The sequence below is a fragment of the Mesorhizobium ciceri biovar biserrulae WSM1271 genome (assembly GCF_000185905.1).
In the GTDB taxonomy this organism is placed as follows: Bacteria; Pseudomonadota; Alphaproteobacteria; order Rhizobiales; family Rhizobiaceae; genus Mesorhizobium; species Mesorhizobium ciceri.
On the sequence record NC_014923.1, the window covers coordinates 3311600 to 3331573 of the forward strand.

The 19974-nt window shown below is 63.2% G+C and carries 18 protein-coding genes; 13 read left to right on the forward strand and 5 right to left on the reverse strand.

The genetic code is table 11. The features are described 5' to 3' along the window. Positions 1-135: 135 nt before the first annotated feature. A complete protein-coding gene (locus MESCI_RS15965) occupies positions 136-561 on the forward strand; it encodes a low affinity iron permease family protein (protein ID WP_013530978.1) in 426 nt (141 codons plus the stop codon). A 3-nt stretch (positions 562-564) separates the two neighbouring features. Here the strand turns inward: MESCI_RS15965 and MESCI_RS15970 are convergent, their stop codons facing one another. After that, the gene (locus MESCI_RS15970) at positions 565-1431 is read right to left on the reverse strand and encodes an SDR family NAD(P)-dependent oxidoreductase (RefSeq protein ID WP_013530979.1); all 867 of its coding nucleotides are present in this window, start codon (positions 1429-1431) and stop codon (positions 565-567) included. 163 nt (positions 1432-1594) lie between these two features. Here MESCI_RS15970 and MESCI_RS15975 point away from each other — a divergent pair, with 163 nt between their 5' ends. After that, positions 1595-1876 carry a hypothetical protein gene (locus MESCI_RS15975; RefSeq protein WP_013530980.1) on the forward strand — a complete coding sequence of 94 codons (282 nt, stop codon included), beginning with the start codon at positions 1595-1597 and terminating at the stop codon, positions 1874-1876. A 53-nt stretch (positions 1877-1929) separates the two neighbouring features. Here the strand turns inward: MESCI_RS15975 and MESCI_RS15980 are convergent, their stop codons facing one another. Beyond that, positions 1930-2505, reverse strand: a complete 576-nt coding sequence (locus MESCI_RS15980; RefSeq protein ID WP_013530981.1) for a TMEM175 family protein — start codon at positions 2503-2505, stop codon at positions 1930-1932. Between the two features lie 241 nt (positions 2506-2746). On the opposite strand from MESCI_RS15980, the gene MESCI_RS15985 reads away from it, so the two are divergent. Beyond that, entirely contained in the window at positions 2747-3148 is a 402-nt protein-coding gene (locus MESCI_RS15985; RefSeq protein WP_013530982.1) for an SH3 domain-containing protein, read from the forward strand. A 185-nt stretch (positions 3149-3333) separates the two neighbouring features. Then, positions 3334-4545, forward strand: a complete 1212-nt coding sequence (locus MESCI_RS15990; RefSeq protein WP_013530983.1) for an MFS transporter — start codon at positions 3334-3336, stop codon at positions 4543-4545. A 34-nt stretch (positions 4546-4579) separates the two neighbouring features. Here MESCI_RS15990 and MESCI_RS15995 read toward each other — a convergent pair whose 3' ends face one another. Further along, positions 4580-6052, reverse strand: a complete 1473-nt coding sequence (locus tag MESCI_RS15995) for an MATE family efflux transporter (RefSeq protein WP_013530984.1) — start codon at positions 6050-6052, stop codon at positions 4580-4582. 163 nt (positions 6053-6215) lie between these two features. Then, on the reverse strand, positions 6216-7694 hold the full coding sequence (locus MESCI_RS16000) for an esterase-like activity of phytase family protein (RefSeq protein ID WP_013530985.1): 1479 nt from the start codon (positions 7692-7694) through the stop codon (positions 6216-6218). Between the two features lie 243 nt (positions 7695-7937). On the opposite strand from MESCI_RS16000, the gene MESCI_RS16005 reads away from it, so the two are divergent. From MESCI_RS16005 to MESCI_RS16015, 3 genes are all read left to right on the forward strand, one after another. Then, positions 7938-10349, forward strand: a complete 2412-nt coding sequence (locus MESCI_RS16005; protein ID WP_013530986.1) for a GcvT family protein — start codon at positions 7938-7940, stop codon at positions 10347-10349. A gap of 12 nt (positions 10350-10361) precedes the next feature. Further along, the gene (locus MESCI_RS16010) at positions 10362-11915 is read left to right on the forward strand and encodes a trimethylamine methyltransferase family protein (RefSeq protein WP_013530987.1); all 1554 of its coding nucleotides are present in this window, start codon (positions 10362-10364) and stop codon (positions 11913-11915) included. A 119-nt stretch (positions 11916-12034) separates the two neighbouring features. Next, positions 12035-12349, forward strand: a complete 315-nt coding sequence (locus MESCI_RS16015) for a ferritin family protein (protein ID WP_013530988.1) — start codon at positions 12035-12037, stop codon at positions 12347-12349. Positions 12350-12534: 185 nt separating this feature from the next. Here the strand turns inward: MESCI_RS16015 and MESCI_RS16020 are convergent, their stop codons facing one another. Further along, a complete protein-coding gene (locus MESCI_RS16020) occupies positions 12535-13560 on the reverse strand; it encodes a LacI family DNA-binding transcriptional regulator (protein ID WP_013530989.1) in 1026 nt (341 codons plus the stop codon). Between the two features lie 196 nt (positions 13561-13756). Here MESCI_RS16020 and MESCI_RS16025 point away from each other — a divergent pair, with 196 nt between their 5' ends. The 6 genes from MESCI_RS16025 to MESCI_RS16050 all read left to right on the forward strand — a co-directional run bounded on the left by MESCI_RS16025 (position 13757) and on the right by MESCI_RS16050 (position 19974). Continuing rightward, a complete protein-coding gene (locus MESCI_RS16025; protein ID WP_013530990.1) occupies positions 13757-14788 on the forward strand; it encodes a Gfo/Idh/MocA family protein in 1032 nt (343 codons plus the stop codon). Further along, entirely contained in the window at positions 14785-15693 is a 909-nt protein-coding gene (locus tag MESCI_RS16030; protein ID WP_013530991.1) for a sugar phosphate isomerase/epimerase family protein, read from the forward strand. Before MESCI_RS16025 ends, MESCI_RS16030 begins: the two co-directional genes overlap by 4 nt. A gap of 103 nt (positions 15694-15796) precedes the next feature. Further along, a complete protein-coding gene (locus MESCI_RS16035) occupies positions 15797-16810 on the forward strand; it encodes a substrate-binding domain-containing protein (protein WP_013530992.1) in 1014 nt (337 codons plus the stop codon). 89 nt (positions 16811-16899) lie between these two features. After that, positions 16900-17697, forward strand: coding sequence for an ATP-binding cassette domain-containing protein (locus MESCI_RS16040; RefSeq protein ID WP_013530993.1), 798 nt, complete (start codon positions 16900-16902; stop codon positions 17695-17697). After that, positions 17694-18743: an ABC transporter permease gene (locus MESCI_RS16045; RefSeq protein WP_013530994.1), complete on the forward strand. Its 1050-nt coding sequence runs from the start codon at positions 17694-17696 to the stop codon at positions 18741-18743. The genes MESCI_RS16040 and MESCI_RS16045 overlap by 4 nt, the downstream gene beginning before the upstream one ends. Positions 18744-18903: 160 nt before the next feature. After that, a complete protein-coding gene (locus tag MESCI_RS16050; RefSeq protein WP_013530995.1) occupies positions 18904-19974 on the forward strand; it encodes a DUF4062 domain-containing protein in 1071 nt (356 codons plus the stop codon).

Here is a 19974-nt window from a genome sequence, read left to right on the forward strand (position 1 = left end):
ACCCATAAGGTGTGTTTTCAAGACTATTCTCCCTATGCGTGTAGGCAATTGTACCTGAGGTATTTGTTCGCATCGGGAACCTGAAGCGGTCGCTGATTGTTTCTCATCGCGCCGCAGCGTCGAGGATTTCGATAGATGGAAAAGCATTTCACCAAGGTTGCCAACTGGGTCGCCCGCATAGCCGGCCTGCCGCCGACATTCGCCGTCTGTTGCCTCATCATCATCGCCTGGGGGGTGAGCGGTCCGTTCTTCGGCTTTTCGGACACTTGGCAACTTGTCATCAACACGGGCACGACCATCATCACCTTCCTGATGGTCTTCCTGATCCAGAACACTCAGAACCGCGACGGCGCGGCGATCCAGGCCAAGCTCGACGAACTGATCCGGGTCGGCAAGGGCCACAACCACTTCATCGGCATCGAGCATCTGACCGAATCCGAAGTCGAGGAAATCCGCGCCAAATGCGAGCGTGCGGCAAAGCGGCATGACGAACAGATCGCCGACATCGCGGCGAAGAAGGCCGTGGCACAGAAGCGCGGGTCGAAAAAGCAAGCGGCCTGAAGATCAGCCTTTCATGAAGGCTGCGAAACTGCCTTTGTGGTCCGGATGCCAGCGCGACAAAGCGGGGCGGTTCTCGATGATGTCGCCGATCGCCCAGGCCATGCGCTTTTCATCCAGCGGCCGGGCCGCCTCATTGTCCGGGCACAGGATGTAGAAATCTCCCCTGGTCAGGGATTCCAGCATGAAATCCACAACCTGTTCGCCGGTCCAGGCGCCGGCCGGTTTTTCCGTCGCACCCTCGGTCAGACCGGTAAAGGTGAAGCCGGGGATCAGCAGATGGGCAGCGACATGGGCGCCGGGTTCGTTGCGCAACGCGTGCGCCAGGCCTTCCGTGAAGGTTTTCACTCCTGCCTTGGAGACATTGTAGGCAAGATTGCCGGGCGGCGTGGTGATGCCTTGCTTGGAGCCGGTGTTGACGATCAGACCCGGCCTGGCCGAGGCCAGCATGCGCGGCGCGAAGGCCTCCACGCCATGCACAACGCCCCAGAAATTGATGTCCAGCAGCCGTTTCCAGGCATCGCGGTTTTCCCACGGCTTTCCGGGGTTGTCGCCGACGCCGGCATTGTTCATCAGCAGCGACACGCCGCCGAAGGCGCCGAACGCTCTCTCGGCGAGGCGGTCCACCTCATCCGCCTTCGAAACGTCGGCGGCGACGGCAAGCACGGCATCGTCGCCGGCAATCGCGGAAACGGCGCGCGAGGCGTCGTCAAGCCGCGCGCCGCCAATGTCGGCCAGCACGATCTTCATGCCTAGCAATGCAAGCCGCTTGGCGGCCGCCAGACCGATGCCGCTGGCAGCGCCGGTGATCACGGCGGCATTGCCTGGAGCAAGCGCGGGCAGGGCGGTCTGGATCTCGGCGTCGGTGATCATGGGCGATGGATTCCTTGTTCGATGGCGCCGAACTTAACGCCGGAACGGGCCGGTGCAAGCCTCTGCTCGTCTTGTCGGGTTGACCAGTCCGGCCGAGGCTGCGCATGTTGCCCTTTGTCCCCGCAAAAGAGATTTAGGCCTGGGGACAAACGGAGGTTCCTGATTGACGGACTGGGTTTCAATTCTGAAGGAGCAGACCGCCATTGGCGACCAGATGGGCCGCGAGGTGCCGCAGATGCTGGCCAATCCTGACATCAGCGAAGCGCAGGTGAAGACACTCTTTTCCGCGCTGGAGAAACAAGCCGAGTTCGTCGAGAAACTGCGCATGGCGCTGGAAAAATTCGGCCATGATTTCTCGATCATCAAGGCCGCGGAACGGCTGGAGGAGCTCTATGCCGACCTCGCCGCATCGGTGGCGGAAAAACTGAAAGCGATGCGCAAGTAGGGCAACTCTGGGAAAGCCGTGCAGCGCTTTGCCTTGAAAATGTGTGAAGACAGCTACTTTTCGATCACCCGCGCAAAGCGCCTATCCGGTACGAGCCATATCATCGCGACCAGCACATAGAGCGCGACGCCGATCCACTGGCTGACGAAGGTCAGCACGACGGCCACGATATAGACAGCCAGCGAGAGCTTCCCCTTGCGGTCATTACCCAGCGCCTTGGCAAAGGCGGTATCATTGCCGTGCAGGCGATGCAGCGCGGCGGCGAGTATGGTGTAGGCGATGGCGCATAGCGCGAGGTCGGTGCCATAGACTGCTACCGGCACCGGCGCAAAGTGGTTCTCGCCCATGAAGGCTGTGGTCACCGGCATCAGCGACAGCCAGAACAGCAGATTGAGGTTCGCCCACAGCACGCGCCCGTCGACCCGCTGAACGGTGTGGAACATGTTGTGCAGATTGTTCCAGTAGATGCCGACATTGATGAAGGACAGCACGTAGCAGAAGAAGATCGGCCACAACGGCACCAAGGCGGAGAAATCCTCGCCATGCGGCACTTTCAACTCAAGCACCATGATGGTGATGATGATAGCCACGACGCCATCGGTGAATGCCTCGACCCTGCCTTTGCCCATGGATCCCACCTTTGCCCGCGATGAATTGTCGAAAGAGAGTAAACGCTAGCGGATGTTGAGGAGCCAATAAATGGCAACCGTGAAATTCCTCAACCATGTCCAAGGAAAATCCGGCATCAGTCCCGTTGGCCAGGACGGTTACGGCCGCCCACCTGTTGACTTTTCTTGGCTTGGCCGCTCCTCTTGCAGGGCTATCTTGGCCGGAGCAGGTGAACGGCCGGGATTCGAATGGAGGGGACTGATGAGATTTCGTTTTCTGCTTGTGGCCGCGACCATCCTGGCCGCGGTGTTCGGGACGTCCGCCGCGGCCTTCGCCTACAGCGCTCACACCTCGACCAACCTCAACGTCCGCAGCGGGCCGGGAGCGGGATACGCCAGGGTGGGAACGCTGCCCGCCGGCTTCAGAGTCAATGTCACTGGCTGCCAGCCGGGCTGGTGTAGAATCCATGGCGGCGGCGTGAGCGGCTGGGCCAGCGCCGGTTATCTTGAACGCACCCAGATCGTTCGCCCGCCAATCATCATCGTGCGTCCGCCGCATCGGCCGCCACACTGGCACAAGCCGCACCGTCCTCCGCACCATCGGCCGCCGCACAGGCCGCGTCCCGGCAAGTGCAAGATCGCGCCCGGCTTTGCTTGCAGGTAACGCCGACCGATCGAACGATAGATGACGGATCGGAGCCGCTGGCCCCGATCCGAGCCTGTTCAGCCGGCGGACATCCCGCTCAAGCAATGCCCACCGTGCTGTCAGGAGCCTGCCTGTCGGCTGGAACGTCGTGGATGAAACCGCGTTAGATCCTCGATCCCCGGAAATTGGTGACGAGGTTGGCCATGGCCATTCGCGATTTTGCGCATACGCACCAAGAGGCAGGTGGCGATGCTCTCGCAATCCCCACCGTCGCCGCGATGATTGCGGTGCTGTTTGCCGGCAGCACGGTGCTGACGCCGCTCTACATCGTCTACAAGCAGCAATTCGGCTTTTCACAAATCACCCTGACGCTGATCTACGCCGTGTATGTCGTCGGCAATCTGGCGGCACTTCTGATGTTGGGCAGCGTCTCCGATATTGTCGGACGCCGGCCCGCGAGCCTGGCGGCCATGCTCGTCGCCATCGTCAGTGCGCTTGTCTTCCTGTTTGCCGTAAACGTCGTCTCGCTCGACGTCGCCCGCATCCTGAGCGGGCTTGGCATCGGCGTCGGCGCGGGGACCGGAACCGCGTGGATTGCCGAGCTTCTTCCCGGCGCGGACAAGTCGCGCGCCAGTGTGATTGCCACCAGCACCAATTTCCTCGGCCTCGGCCTCGGCGCACTGATTTCGGGATTTCTGGCTGAATACGAGCCATGGCCGTTGCGGCTGATCTTCATCGTCTATCTGGCAGCACTTTTGGTGGTGACGATCCTGGTCTGGCGCATTCGCGAAACGGTGGCGAAGCCGGACGGCCTCGGGGGGATCTCCTTGCGGCCGCGACTTTCCGTCCCGGAGGAAATCCGTGCGCGCTTCGTCGCGCCGGCGGTGACCGGCTTCGGCGCGATGGCGCTGGTCGGGTTCTACGCCGCGTTGGCGCCGAGCATCCTGGCGCAGCAGCTGCATGAGACCAACCATGCCGTCGCTGGCGCGCTGTTCTTCGAGCTGGCGATCGTCACCGCGATCAGCATTGTCGTTCTGATGCACATGAAGAGCAACAAGGCGATGCTGGCTGCGCTGGCATTGATGATCCCAAGCGTCTCGTTGGTGATGGCGGCGCAGATATTGGCCTCGATGGCACTGATGGTTGCTGCGACGGCCTGTTGCGGCGTTGCGGCGGCGCTTGGTTACCGTGGCGGCCTGCAAGTGGTGAACGAGATCGCGCCCAAGGATCGTCGCGCCGAAGTGGTGTCCAGCTTCTTCATCTGCTGCTTTGTCGGCAACGCCTTGCCCGTCATCGGCATCGGCATCGTTTCGACCTATGCCAGTTCCGTCGCTGCCAGCCTGGCGTTCGCCGGCATGATCGTGGCGTTTTCGTTGGTGGCGCTGGCTTTTGGGCTGAAACAACAACGGCGTTGAGGGCCTGGAGCGGTCCAGCGGAACCGGGTTGGCTTCAGCCGTTCGGTGTTTCAGGCGAAAGATGCGCGCGTCCGCGCGGCACGCCAAGACCGGTGTCCGGCGGCTCGCCGGCGGCCGGCCTGTCCTCGATCATGTGCGTGGTGCGCCAGCGGCCGAAACGATAGTAGGCCGCCGCCAGTACAAGCGAGCTGATCGAACCCGCCGGGAAGCTCCACCACAGCGCTTCCTCGCCGATCACGCCACGCATGAAATAGGCAAAGCCGGTGCGCACGACCAGCACCGAAATGACCAGGATGATCAGCGGCGGCATCACGGCACCCGTGGCTCGTACGGTGGCAAACAGCACGATGGTTATGCCGAACAGGATGAACGACCACGAGGCGACATTGTTGATGTGGACGGCGATGTCGATCGCCGCGCTGTCGCTGCTCAGGAACAGGCTCAGCACCGAACGATCGAAAACCGACAGCACGGCAACCAGTGCGCCGGTCAGGACGAGGTTGAAGCCGACGCCTGAGGCGGCGATGCGGCCGATCCGGTCCCAGCGCCCGGCGCCGACATTCTGTGCCGCCATCGAGGACACCGCGGCGCCGATGGCGAGCGCCGGCATCTGGATGTAGGTCCACAGCTGGGCGGCGATGCCGTAGGCGGCGGCGACCTGTGAGCCGTAGGAATTGACTATGCCCATCACCGTCAGTGCCGCCGCCGAAATGACGATCATCTGCAGGCCCATCGGCACGCCCTTGAAGACGACGATGCGCAGCAAGGTGGGATCGGGCCGCAGCAGAGCGAGGTTGGCGCCGGCCAGCCGCAGCGGATGCTTGCGCACATAGAGCACGATCAGGATGGCGATCACGCTAACCGTCTGGCCGATCAGCGTGGACGTGGCGGAGCCCGCGATGCCGAGTTCGGGAAACGGTCCGATGCCGGCGATGAGCAATGGGTTGAGCACGATGTCGAGGACGACGGCCAGCGCCATGAAGAAGAAGGGGGTGCGTGAATCGCCGGCACCGCGCAGCACGGTCATGACGAAGGACAGAAGGTTCATCATCGGCACGGCGACGAAGATGATGCGCAGATAGGAGCGCGCCAGCGGCAAGGCGTCGGCCGGTGTGCCGAGCGTGTTGAGAATGGCGTCAACCCAGATCCAGCCGCAGACCGCGAAGACAACCGAGACGAGGAAGAAGAACGTCGCGCTGGTGCCGACAATGCGGCGCGCCTCGGGCAGGTCGCGGGCACCGACCGACTGGGCCACCAGGATGGTGGCCGCCATGCCGATGCCGAACACAGTGCCGAGGATCAGGAACAGGACGAGGTTGGCGTTAGAGGTGGCGGTCAGCGCCGATTCGCCGAGAAAACGGCCGACCCAGACGGCGTTGATCGAGCCGTTGAGCGACTGCAGCACGTTGGAGCCGAGCACCGGCAGGGCGAACAGCAGAAGCGTGCGCGGGATCGGGCCGCTGGTCAGGTCGCCGGTGCGCCGGCGCGCGGGCATTTTTTCGTCCATGGCGGGCAACTCGGCGGATGGTGATTTGGATCCAGTCCACGATGATATCGCAGGCGGGACCGAGATGCACCCTTGCGAACGCGCGGCTGAAAGGCCGCTGCCCCGTTCATGCCTGCCGCGAGCCCAGCGGACGCGCCAAGCGCGCCCGCCCGTGCAGTGGCCGTTACTTCCCGGCGAGACCCGGCAGCGTGACCTGATAGACCAGGAACATGGTGTCGACATCGGCGCCGTCTTCCGCCTTGTAGGGTGCGCCGACCTGAAAACCGTCCTGGGCGAGGAAGTCGTTGTCGTTGGCGACGAACAGGAAGTAGTCGTCGGGCAGCTTCGGATCGAGAACGCTGACCACCGACATCGCCTCCCACTTCTCCGACAGGTTGTTCTTGTCGTTCGGCGCGCCATTGTGCAGGCCGAAGCGGCCGAGTTCGCCCTTGTCGTTGATGTCGATGAACGGCGTCAGCTTGGCCGGCATCACCGACGGGTCGAGCACGCCCTTGGGCGCCAGCGGCTTGTCGGCGGCATCGAAGGCGCCGCCGGCGATGTCGGTCGCGGCCGAGACGTCGACGACGAAGATCTGGCGCACCAGCGAGGTGTCGCCCTTCAGCCCCTGGCCGTTGCCGCTGTCGCGCGCCAGCATCAGGAAGGTCTTGTCGGAGAGCGCCACGATCTCGCTCTGCGCGGCGATCTTGGTCTTGCCCTTGGCATCCTTGAACACCGGCAACGGCACGACATACTCATGCGCCAGTTTGAGGTGGGCGAGGTCGGACGCGTCATAGACCAGCGCACGCGTGTTCTGGCGCGTCGCGGGCGAATCGCCGCCATCCTGCCGGGGCGCCGATTGCAGCACCGCGATCAGGAACTTGCCGTCCGGCGTCATCGCCATTCCCTCCAGGCCCTGGTTGTTCTGGCGGCCGGTCTCGGGGTCCTTCGGATCGGGCTCGGCGGCACCGGGTCCCGGATTGTCCGAGGCGAAGTTCGGCGTGCCGTGGCGCATCGGCACGAAGGCGGCCGGTGGCTGGGTTGCCGACAGCAGATGCCCGTCGGCGGAAAACCGATAGATGTTCGGGCCGTATTCGTCGGAGATGAACATCGAACCATCGGGCAGCCGCACGATCGCCTCGTTGTCGAGCGCCAGCTTGCCATTGTCGGCTTGCGGCAGGATCGGCATGTCGCCGCTTGCCGCGCGCACGCCGTTGAGTGGGTCGAGGCCTGTGGCATCAGCCCCCTTGTCGTCGGTGAGAAGCATGGTGTCGGCGAGCGTTGCCTTGACGCCCGTCTGCTCCTGGCCGGCAGCAGGTGCCGCGCCCGGTGCGACCGGAGCAAATTCGATGGCGATCGTGTTGAGGCGCGGCCGGTAGTCGGTGGTGCCGACGACATTGTAGCCACGGTCCGGCAACAGCCAGAGCGAACCCCTGTAGCCGGCGGTGTCATGCGTCCAGCCTGATGCGTCGATCGCCATGCCGGAACCCGAGCCGAAGGTCTCGCCGAACTTGTCGCGCTGAGCGGCCGGGATGCGGCCGACGCCGACCAGCCCCTTGTTGACGAGGCCGCCGACGGTCGCGGTGCTGTCGGCGAGCGCCGGCGCCAAGGCGGTGAACAAGGCCAGCGCGACGCCAAGCGACGCGGGTCGATACAGGTGCTTCATGGATAATCCTCTTTGTGACGGATGTGCCGGAGCGGCCGCGGGACGAAAAACTGAAAGAGGTGCGACATCGATGATGCTGCGCAAGCCTCCCCGAAATGCGGTCTACGGCGCGAACATGATGCTTGCGTGACAGCGCGCAGTGCATGCCGGCGGTCGACGAAAAACGATGCGCGCGCCGGCACTGGACACTTATGTCTAGTAGATATATGCTCCAGTCTTCGGACCAACCGTGGAGGGGAAGCCTTGAAGTCGCACTACCGCGCAGTCGTCATCGGAGGTGGCGTGGTCGGAGCCTCGGTGCTCTATCACCTGACGCGGTTCGGCTGGAGCGATGTGGCGCTGATCGAGCGCGCAGAACTGACGGCCGGTTCGACCTGGCACGCGGCGGCAGGCTTCCATGCGCTCAACGCCGATCCCAACGTGGCGGCGCTGCAGGACTACACCATCAATCTCTACCGGGAGATCGAGGCCGAATCCGGCTGGGATATCGGCCTGCACATGACGGGCGGCGTCAACATCGCCAGCGATCCCGCGCGCTGGGAGTGGCTGAAATCAGCCTGGGCCGTGTTCCAGTCTGTCGGCATCGAGACCGCGCGCCTGGTCACGCCCGACGAGATCAAGGCGATCTGCCCGATCGTCGACGTCACCGGCGTGCTAGGCGGCCTGCATGATTCCAACGAGGGTCACCTCGACCCGTACGGCACCACGCATGCCTATGCGGGTGCTGCGAAGAAGCGCGGCGCCGACATCATCTTGCGCAACCGGGTCGTCGAGCTGAAAGCACGTGCCGACGGGCGCTGGGACGTCATCACCGAGCAGGGCACCATCATCGCCGAGCATGTCGTCAATGCCGGCGGGCTGTGGGCGAAGCAGCTCGGCCGCATGGCCGGCGTCGACCTGCCGGTGACGCCGATGGAGCACCACTATTTCATCACCGATGACATTCCGGAGATCGCAGCACTTGACAGGGAAATCGGCATCGCCGTCGATCTCGACGGCTTTTCATACCTGCGGCAGGAGCGCAAGGGTGTGCTGCTTGGCGTCTATGAGCAGAACCCAAAGCACTGGAACATGGACGGAGCGCCGTGGGACTACGGCATAGAGCTGATCCCGGAAGACATCGACCGCATCAGCCCGGAACTCGCCAAGGCGCATGAGCGCTTCCCTTGCCTGGCGACGGCCGGTATCCGCAAATGGGTCAACGGCGCCTTCACCTTCACGCCGGACGGCAATCCGATTGTCGGGCCGGTGCGCGGCCTGAAGAACTACTGGGTTGCCTGCGGCGTCATGGCCGGTTTCAGCCAGGGCGGCGGCGTCGGCAAGTCGCTGGCCGAATGGATGATTTTCGGCGAACCGCAGGCCGACATCTTCGGCATGGATATCGCTCGCTACGGTGCCTTCGCCGCCAACCGCGAATATCTCAGGCAGACGACGCGCCAGTTCTATTCGCGCCGCTTCGTCATGACCTTTCCCAATGAACGGCTGCCCGCCGGCCGGCCGCTGAAACGCCCCGGCGCCTATGACGGCATGAGCGCGGCGGGATGCGAATGGACGGCTTCCTGGGGGTTGGAAATCCCGGCCTATTTCGCGCCGATGGGATTTGCCGAGAACACGACGCTGCGGCGCTCCAACGCCTTCGACATCGTCGGCGAGGAGGCGCTGCAGGTGCGGCGCGCCGCCGGCCTGGTCGATATCTCGGCCTATGCGCGCTATGCGGTGTCGGGGCTGGGTGCGGAGGCGTGGCTGGACCGGCTGCTCGCCTGCCGATTGCCGAAGCCGGGGCGGGCCGGCCTGGCGCCGATGCTCGGCCATGACGGACGGCTGAAGGGCGACCTCACCGTCTTCAACTGGGGCGGCGGCTCTTATTGGCTGATGGGCTCCTACTATCTCCGGGAATTCCACATGCGCTGGTTCGAGAGCCATGCGGCGGAGGGCGTCACCATCGCCGACCTCTCCGACACGATGAGCGGCTTCCTGCTCACGGGGCCGAATGCGCGGGAGATTCTGGAGCGCACGACGCATCAGGATGTTTCCAGCGCAGCATTGCCGTTCATGGCCTGTGGCGCATTCGACATCGGTATGGTGCAGGCACGTGTGGCGCGGCTGTCGATCGCGGGCGAACTCGGCTTCGAAATCAGTTGCCCCGTGACCATGCACGCCACTCTGCGCGACACGCTGCTGGCTGCGGGCGAGGATCTGGGCCTTGCTGAAATCGGCTACTATGCGCTCAATGCGCTGCGGCTGGAGAAGAGCTTTGGCATCTGGTCGCGTGAATTCACGCAAGGCCATACGCCGGGCCAGACCGGTCTCGACCGCTTCATCGCTTTCGGCAAGAGCGACTTCATCGGCCGCGAAGCAGCGTTGAAACAGCGGGAGGCCGGCAGCGGCCAATGCCTGGTGACGCTGGAAATCGATGCGCTCGACGCCGATGCCAGCGGTTTTGAGCCTGTCTGGCATCAGGGCCGACGCGTCGGCTTCGTCACCTCGGGCGGCTATGGCTATACGGTCGGCAAGAGCCTGGCGCTGGCTCTGGTCGACCGCGATTTCGCGGGCGAGGGCACCGCGCTCTCCGTGCATGTCGTGGGTGAGGAACGGCCGGCGCGTGTCGTCGCGGCCTCGCCCTACGATCCCCTGGGCAAGGCAATGCGGCAATGAGGAGGATTTCCGATGGTCGATGACGCGGCACGGGACAGCAGGCGCGAGCGCCGGCGTGGACGCACGGGCGAGGCCGGCAGCGAAAGCAGCCGCCGTCCCAATTACCATTCGCTGAAGAACCCGTTCCTGCCGCAGCCGATCTTTTCGGACGACCAGGTGGCTTCGATCCACGACACGGCGCTGCGGGTGCTGGAGGAGCTCGGCATCAAGGTGCTGCTGCCGCAAGCGCGTGAGCATTTTGCCAATGCCGGCGCCCTGGTCGATCCAGACACCGACATGGTGCGCATCGGCCGTGACATGGTGACGGCGGCACTCGCCTCGGCGCCGAAGTCGATCCACGCTTACGCCGGTTCGCGCGCCCGCGATCTGACGCTGGAGCTCGGCTCGATGACCTTCCTGGCCGGGTGCGGGGCGCCGAACGTCACCGATCTCGAGCGCGGCCGGCGGCCGGGAACACTGGCGGATTTCGAGGATCTGATGCGGCTGGTGCAGCATTTCGATGTGCTGCATATGCTGGGGCCCTGCATCGAACCGCAGGATGTCGACAACCGCTTTCGGCACTATGCCGTCAACCGCGCGCAGTTGACGCTGTCGGACAAGCTCCCGTTCGTCTTCGCGCGCGGAACGCCGCAAGTCGAGGACGGGTTCGAGATGCTGCGGCTGGCGCGCGACTTGTCGGAAGAGGAGTTTCTGGCAAGCGCGCATTGCTACACCGTCATCAACACCAACTCGCCGCGTCAGCTCGACATTCCGATGGCGCAAGGCATCATCGATTTCGCTCGCGCGGGCCAGGTCTCCGTCATCACGCCGTTCTGCCTGGCGGGCGCCATGGCGCCGATAACGGTCGCCGGCGCGCTGACGCTGCAGCATGCCGAAGCGCTGGCCGGGCTGACGCTGGCGCAGATCGTGAGGCCGGGTGCGCCGGTCGTCTACGGCTCGTTCTCCTCCAATGTCGACATGAAATCCGGCGCGCCCGCCTTCGGCACGCCCGAGCACGTCAAGGCGACGCTGGGCGCCGGCCAACTGGCGCGCTTCACCGGGCTGCCTTGGCGGTCCGGCGGCGGCAGTGCGGCCAACACCTCCGACGCGCAGGCCGCGCACGAGACGCAGTTCGCGCTGTGGGGCTCGGTGCTGGCCGGGGCGACGATGTGCATCCATGCTGCCGGCTGGCTGGAGGGCGGCCTCAGTGTCTCCTTCGAGAAACTGATCACCGACATCGAGGCGCTACAGACGGTGGCTGAACTTTGTGCTGCGACGCCCGGCGACACCGACACGATTGGTTTCGAAGCTATCGCCGAGGTGCAGCCGGGCGGGCATTTCTTCTCGGCCAGCCACACCATGGCCCGCTACCGCACCGCTTTCTACGAGCCGCTGGTGGCCGACTGGTCGAATTTCGGCAACTGGACGCAAAGCGGCTCGAAGACGGCGAGCGAGCGCGCCACCGGTGTCTGGAGGCGGGTGCTTGCCGATTTCGCGCCGCCGACCTCGGCCGTCGCCACATCAGGCGTGCTGGACGAGTTCATCGCGCGGCGCACGGCAGAGGGCGGAGCGGCGCCGGTGTCTTGAGGCTGGCTCCCGCTGATCGCCCTGGTTGTGGCGTGATCCGGAACCTATAGCGCCTCCCGCGCATTCAAGGCTGCGGCCGGTGCACTGCGCACCGGTGTGCTGTTTGAGGGGAGGACGACATGGGTTTCGACCAGTATCACGAACCGCCTGAAGAACTGTCGCAGGAGGTGCGGACCTTTGCCCGCATGATCACCTCGCTGATCGAGGAGGCGGAAGCGATCAGCTGGTACGAACAGCGCATGTCGGTGGAGAAGGACCCGCAGGCGCGCGCCATCATGAAGAACGCGCAGGGCGAGGAGTTCAAGCATTTCGGCATGGATCTCGAATTCCTGCTGCGCCAGAAGAAGGACTGGCGCGCGGAACTGAAGGAAATCCTGTTCACCACGGGCGACATCGTCAAGGCCGGGGAGCGAGGCGAGAAGAAGGTGGACTAGGGTATGTCGATATTCAGGTGAGGCCGGCCTGCAAACGACGGCTTTCTGCGCTTCCGGTGCTCACGGACCCGAATGTCCGCTCCGCTCCGGTTCTCAAAAGCCATCATTTTCGGCTCGGCCTGACCTGAATCTCAACACACCCTGGCTCAGCGTTTGACAAAATTCGCCAGGTCCTGCTGCTTCGATTAATCGCTGTCGCGCGCGACCAGCTCCAGCGGCCAGACCTCGCGGATGATCCGCGGACCCTCCGGGCCGGCGAAGGCGGGAAGCGACGCCAGCAGCATTTCCGCGAGCCGTTGTCCCATCGGCTCCAGCGCCGGGCGGAAGGCGGTCAGGGCTGGCGAGAAATAGCGGCAAAGCGGCGTGTCGACAATGACGGTCACCGCCATGTCGTGGCCCGGCCTGATGCCCATCTCTGCCAGCGCCTTGCAGCCGCCCAGCGCCATCGCGTCATTGTTGAAGATGATGGCGGTCGGCGGAGCCTTGGAGCGCATCACCTGCGGCGTCACCTCGTAGCCGCCGGCCTCGTTGATGAAGCCGGACGCGATCAGCTCGGGGTCTACCTCGATGCCGTGCCGCCGCAAGGCCTTGCGATAGCCGGCCAAAAACAGATAGCCGAAATTGAGGTCGAGCGACGGGCGGACGGCGGCGATGCGGCGGTGGCCGCGCGCCACGAGGCGGTCGACCGCGTCGGCGCCGGCCTTCTCGAAATCGAGGTCGAGGGAAGGGTAGGACTTGGTTCCGGAGCGGCTGCGGCCGAGCGTGGCGAAGGGAAAGCCGGCCTGGGTGAGATAGTCGATGCGTTCATCCTCGCGCCGCGTCCAGGCCAGCAGCACCGCATCGGCGCGGCGCGTCTCGACGACGCGGCGCAGGCGCTCCTGCTGGTAGTCGCCCGGCGCGCCCATGACCACGGTCAGGTCGAGCCCGCTTTCCGCAAGCCTGGCCTGCAGCCCGATCAGGAACGGAATGAAGAACGGCTCGCCATATTGCTGGTCGCCCGGATGCGGCTGCAGCATGAAGGCGATCGAATGGGTGGCGCCTTGCCGCAGACTGCGGCCGGACTGGTTCGGCGAATAGTTGAGCGTCCTGGCCGCCTCGAGCACGCGCTGGCGCGTGTCGGCATTGACGTCGGCGCGGCCGTTCAGCGCCCGCGACACCGTGCCGATCGAAATGTTCAGGTGACGGGCAAGGTCATGAATGCTGGATGCCAAGTGACTGTACTCCCCTTGCTTGGCTAGCACCGGTAGCCGCTCAGGCCAAGGCGACAGGACGATTTTCACGAGCGGCCAATTGACATTCTACGCCTTCGGGTGTGTTCTCGTAAACGTTTACGGAAAAACGTTTACGGTCATGCCGTGGATGCCGTGACGATCGGTCTGGAGGGACCGAGCGGAGGAGGAGCGCCGGATGATCAATGCCGTCCTGGTCGGCTGCGGAGCGATGAGCAAGGCCTGGCTCGATGCCGCGCAGCAAGTCGACGGGCTCGCCATTGTCGGCCTCGTGGATCTCGATGCCGACAGGGCACGGGCGCGGGCGCACGAATACGGCCTCACCAATGCCGTCATCGGCAGCAGCCTCGATACCGTCCTCGATCAGATCAAACCGCAAGCGGTGTTCGATGTCGTGGTTCCCGCCGCCCGGCGCGCGGTCGCGCTGTCCGCCTTTGCGCACAATTGCCATCTGCTGACGGAAAAGCCGCTCGCCGACAGTCCGAAAAATGCGCGCGCCATCGTCGAGGCCGCGCGTCGCGCCGGGCGCATCCATGCGGTCGTGCAGAACCGCCGCTATGTCGCCAATGTCAGGCGCATCCGGAGGTTCCTGGACTCCGGCGCCATCGGTGCGCCGACCAGCATCCACGCCGACTTCTTCGTCGCGCCGCATTTCGGCGGTTTTCGCGAGGAGATGGCCCATGTGCTGCTGCTCGACATGGCGATCCACACCTTCGACGCCGCTCGCTACATGGTGAATGGCGAGCCGGCCGGCGTCTATTGCCAGGAATGGGAGCCGGCCAGTTCCTGGTACAGGCAGGGATCTTCGGCCAGCGCCGTCTTCGATCTCGGCGACGGCAAGGTCTTCACCTACGCCGGCAGCTGGTGCGCGGCCGGCTTCCGCACCAGTTGGGAAAGTGCATGGCGCATCGTTGCCGAGCGCGGCAGCCTCATCTGGGACGGTCATGACGATTTGAGGGCAGAAGCAGTGATGCCGGGCCGCGAGGGAATGTTCGATAAAACCCAGCCGATCGAGGTGCCGCCGCTCGATGCGTCCGATCGCGTCGGCGGCCATCTCGGCATTCTCCAGGATTTCATGCACGCCATCGAGACCGGCACCGAGCCGGAAACGCGCGGCGGCGACAACATCAAGAGCCTGGCCATGGTTTTTGGCGCCATCGAAAGCGCCGAGACCGGCCGCCGCGTGACAATCGCAGAGGAAGCACAATGACGCCGAACCCGCTTCTCGACATCCGGATCGGCACCATGGTGCGGGCCAATCTCGACGACCCGGCGGCTTACATCAAGCAGATCCTGCCGCTCGGCTTCGAGAGCATCCAGCCCTTCTTCTGGCAGACGCTGGGCGGCAAGGATTTGCCGCGGCTGGCCGGCCAGATCCGCGAGGCGATCGGCGATGCCGACGTCACCGTGTCCTCGCTCGGCGTGTTCGGCAATCCGCTGGAAGACGGCGAGGTCGATCGCGGCGTGCTCAAGGCTTGGGAGACGGTCATCGACAATGCGCATCTGTTCGGCACCTCGATGGTCAGCGGCTTCACCGGCCGCCTGCGCGGCAAGAAGCTGACCGACAGCCTGCCGCGCTTCAAGGAGGTCTGGGGACCGCTGGCCAGACGCGCCGCCGACAAGGGCGTGCGCATCGCCTTCGAGAACTGCGCGATGGACGGCAACTGGGCCGCCGGCGACTGGAACATCGCCCACAATCCGGACGCCTGGGAGCTGATGTTCAACGAAGTGCCGGACGACAATCTCGGGCTGGAATGGGAGCCCTGCCACCAGCTCGTCTATCTGATCGATCCGATGCCGCAGATCCGCAAATGGGCGCCGCGCATCTTCCACGTCCACGGCAAGGACGCGACGGTGCGCTGGGATGTCATCCGCGAGCATGGCGTGTTCGGCCGGCTGCCCTTCGTGCAGATGCGAACGCCGGGCTTCGGCGACAGCGACTGGACGCGGGTGATCAGCGAATTGCGGCTGGCCGGCTACAAGGGGGCCATCGATATCGAAGGTTGGCACGACCCGGTCTATCGCGGCGACCTCGAGATCACCGGCCAGGTGCGGGCGCTGGAATATCTCAAACAATGCCGGGGAGGGGCCAGCTACCTGCCGAACCCGATGTGAGGATCGGCCGGCGGGAGGAGCCGGCCGGGATGTCTGCAACGCACATTGCCGAAGCGAATGTCGAAACCCCTCGCTTGCGAGGACAAAAAGGGAGGATAAGTGCATGAGCATGACGATGAGAAGGACAGTTCTGCGCTCGACCGTCGTGGCCGCCGCCACGGTGCTTGCCGCTGCGATCTCCACCTTGCCCGCGCAGGCGCTCGACGCCAAATGGTGCAAGGACGTCCACATCCGTTTCTTCGTCGGCGGCGCCGAGGGCGACGCTTTCGGCACCATCGTCTACAATGGCGCCAAGCAGGCAGAGGCCGATCTGGGGCCGAAGGTCGACTACATCTTCTCCCAGTGGGACATCGAAAAGATGGTTCAGCAACTGCGCGAGGCCGTCGCGGTCAAGCCCAACGGCATCGCCATGATGGGCCATCCGGGCGACGCATCGATCATGCCGCTCGCCGAACAGGCGCACAAGGATGGCATCAAGATGATGTACCAGAACGTGCCTGTGCCGAAGGTGGTGGAAGCGTTCGGCGGCGGCTATGTCGGCGCCCAGCAGGAACAGCAGGGCCGCGCGCTCGGCGCCGAGGCGTTCAAACTGGGCAAGCTGAAGGCCGGCGACAAGGCGATCATGATCGGTCCGTTCGAAAACGAAAGTCGCGGCGCGCGCGAACGTGGCACGGTGGCGGCGCTCAAGGAAGCCGGCGTCGAGGTCATCCAGTTGTCCTCACCGCCGAGCGGCGAATGGGCGTCCGATCCCAATCTGGCTATTCCGGTGATCACCGCGGCGCTGCTCAACAATCCCGACGTCAAGGCGGTCGGCTATCCCGGCGGGCAGATGCTCGGCAATGTCTCGACCTATATGCAGGCGGCCGGACGCAAGGCGGGCGAGATCTTCAATTTCGGCTTCGACACCAGCCCGCAGATCGTCGAGGGCTTCAAGGGTGGCTGGGTGCAATTGACCGCCGACCAGCAGCCGTTCCTGCAGGGCTATCTGCCGATCCTCAGCCTCTGCCAGCAGGTTGTGCTGGGGCTGGCGCCGATGAATGTCGACACCGGCGCCGGCTTCGTCACGCCCGAAAATTACGAGATCGTCGCCGAGCTCGCCAAGCAGGCGCTGCGCTGACCTCCCAAGCCGCCGGCCGGGATCTCAGGCCCCGGCCGGCGGGACCGCTGGCGACGACGCCGGCACGAGACAATGAAAGCGAGCATCCGATGGCCGAACGCCTCATCGAACTGCGCGACATCAGCAAGTCCTATGGCCAGGTCTATGCACTGGGCGGGGTCAATCTCAGCGTCGACCGCGGCGAGGTCGTCGGCCTGCTCGGCGACAATGGCGCCGGCAAGTCGACGCTGATCAAGATCCTCTCGGGCGTGGTCAAGCCGACCAGCGGCGAAATCCTCGTGCGTGGCAAGCCGGTGACCGGGTGGAGCGCGGCGCGTTCGCGCGAGGCCGGCATCGAGACGGTGTTCCAGGACCGGGCGCTGGCCGTGCAGCAGACCATCGTTCGCAACATCTTCATGGGCCGCGAGCTGACCGGCTTCATGGGCTTTCTCAGGGTCAACAAGGAGATCGAGGAGGCAAGCCGGCTGATGCGCGAGATCGGCTTCACCTCGAAAGTGTTCACGCCGCAGTCGATCGTCGGCCAGCTTTCGGGCGGCGAACGCCAGGGCGTGGCGATCGCCCGCGCCATCTACAAGCAGGCCGAGCTGATCGTCCTCGACGAACCGACGACGGCGCTGTCGCTGACCGAGACCGCCAAGGTATTCCATTTCGTGCGCCAGGTGCGGGCGAGCGGCCGCTCGATCCTGTTCATCGGCCACAACATCCATCATGTCTTCGACATCGCCGACCGCTTCGTGGTGCTGGACCGCGGCAAGGTTGCGCTGACGACCGACCGCAGCGAGGTCAAGTCGGCCGAAGATCTCATCAACTTCATGGAAGAGGTCGCGCATCCCGGCGGATTGGCCGGGCTGCACGATGCCGGCGACGCGGAGCAGAGAGCACGATGAGCAAGACCATGGAGCGCGACCTGCACGAGCCGTCCGCCGGCATTCCCCGTCCCAGTTCTCAAAAGGAATGGAGGCACCCATCCGATCACTGGATGCGCGGCTTCATCCTCGACAACCGTGCCGCGCTCGGCACGCTCGCCGTGTTCATCGTCATGATGACGGTGTTCCTGATCGCCAACCCGACCGTTTTCACCACCTGGTATCTGTACCGTTCGGTGCTGACGACGCTCCCCGTTGCGCTGTTCGTGGTGGTGCCGCTGGTCTTCGTCGTCACCTGCGGCGAGATCGACCTGTCGTTTCCGGCAACGATGGGCTTCGCCTCATGGGTCTTCGCGCTGGTCGTGCAGGCCGGTTATGATCCGTTTCTCGGCATCGCCGCGGCACTCGTCACCGGCATGCTGCTCGGCTTCCTCGTAGGCTCGCTGGTCGTCTATGGCGGGCTGTCGTCGTTGATCGCCACGCTGGGCATGAATTTCCTGTTGCGCGGCCTGATCCAGATCATCAACGAGGGCAAGTCGATGGCGCTGACCAGCCTCAGCGACAGCTGGGCCTACACGATCTTCTCCAGCCAGCTCCTGGGCATTCCGGTGCAGATCTTCTGGGCCATCGGCTTCGTCGTGCTGTCGGCGATGCTCTATAACCGCCATCGTTTCGGCGCGCAGGTGAGGGTGGTGGGTGACAATCCCGACAGCGCCCAGCAGATGGGCATCGACGTCAAGCGCGTGCGGGTGAAAGTGTTCGTCTTCGTCGGCATCGGTGCGGCGATCGCCGGCACGTTTTCGGTGATGATCAACTTCACCTGGTGGCCGACCGCCGGCGACGGCTACCTGCTGCCGGTGCTGGCCTCGGTGTTCGTCGGCGGCACCCCGACCTGGGGCGGCATCGGCACGGTCGCCGGCGGCGCCATCGGCGCGGTCACCGTGTCGTTTATCCAGACCGGCGTCGTGGCGGCGGGCCTCAGCGGCTTCTACGTGCAGTTCTTCAACGGCCTGATCATCATCCTGTCGCTGCTGGGGCACAAGTGGAATCAGGCAAGGTATCGGTGAGGGTCACACCGGATAATAAACCCGTCGAGCAAGCGTTTCGTACCGACCAGACTACCGCATCTGTTCAAGGACAAAGCGCTCGTTGCTCGCGCGGCTTTTTTGTTACCGAGTGATCACGAAAATGATAGATTTGCTGAGGATGGGACTCAATGGGTAAGCAATGGCTACTGAGCGGCGGTTTCAGGTTTTTGTTAGTTCCACTTATCAGGATTTAGAGGATGAGCGCCGAGAGATAATACAGGCTCTTTTGGAGCTCGATTGTATGCCGTCAGGCATGGAGCTGTTTCCAGCTGCAAATGACGATCAATGGACGTTGATAAAAAGAGTTATAGATGACTGCGATTATTATATAGTTATAATTGCTGGAAGGTATGGCTCTGTCTCTGATGATGGAATAAGCTATACCGAAATGGAATACCGATACGCTCTTGAGAAAAATAAGCCTATAATTGGGTTTCTACATAAGAATCCAGCTCAAATTCCATCCGTAAAGACGGATATCGATAAAGAAAAAAACGAGAAGTTGGAAATATTTCGAGACTTGGTCAGAAAGAAAATGATCAAATTTTGGGAAAGTCCAGCAGAGCTAGGCTCGGTTGTGAGTCGTAGTTTGATTCGGTTGATCAAGGACAATCCCACGCATGGGTGGGTTAAGGGAGATAACCTGAGTTCTGATGCGGCCAGAGAAGAGATTTTGAGGCTGAAATCAAAAATTGAAAAGCTTGAAAGCGAGATAGAAGTTATATCTACGATTGACCCTGACATTCAGAAGAATCTTGCTCGTGGAAGTGACAAGGTTGAAGTCGAAGGCATAGTTCTGATAAGCGATCATGGAGGATCCTACAATGCTTCTAGGTATACACACAAAACGGAATTGACTTGGAATGATGTATTTTCCGCTGTATCTCCACTTTTGCTCGACGAAGGATCAAAGAGGGATATCGAGAGAAGAATTGTAGAAGTTGTTACAAAGAAAGACATTGAATTGTTTAGGAAGTTTGCAAAATCAAAATCGAAGACTTTCGCCGAATTTGAGATAAATGATAATTCTGTTGAAATGTGTGTAGTACAATTTATTGCACTTAATTACATCGAAAAAGGAATTAAGCGCCGGCCTATCAATGATCGAGGCTCTTACTGGAAGCTGACCCCCATAGGAGAGAAGGCTATGTATGAGTTGCGGGCAATTCGTCGCCCGTCGGATCCGGCTCTGTTTGATACGCTTGTGTAG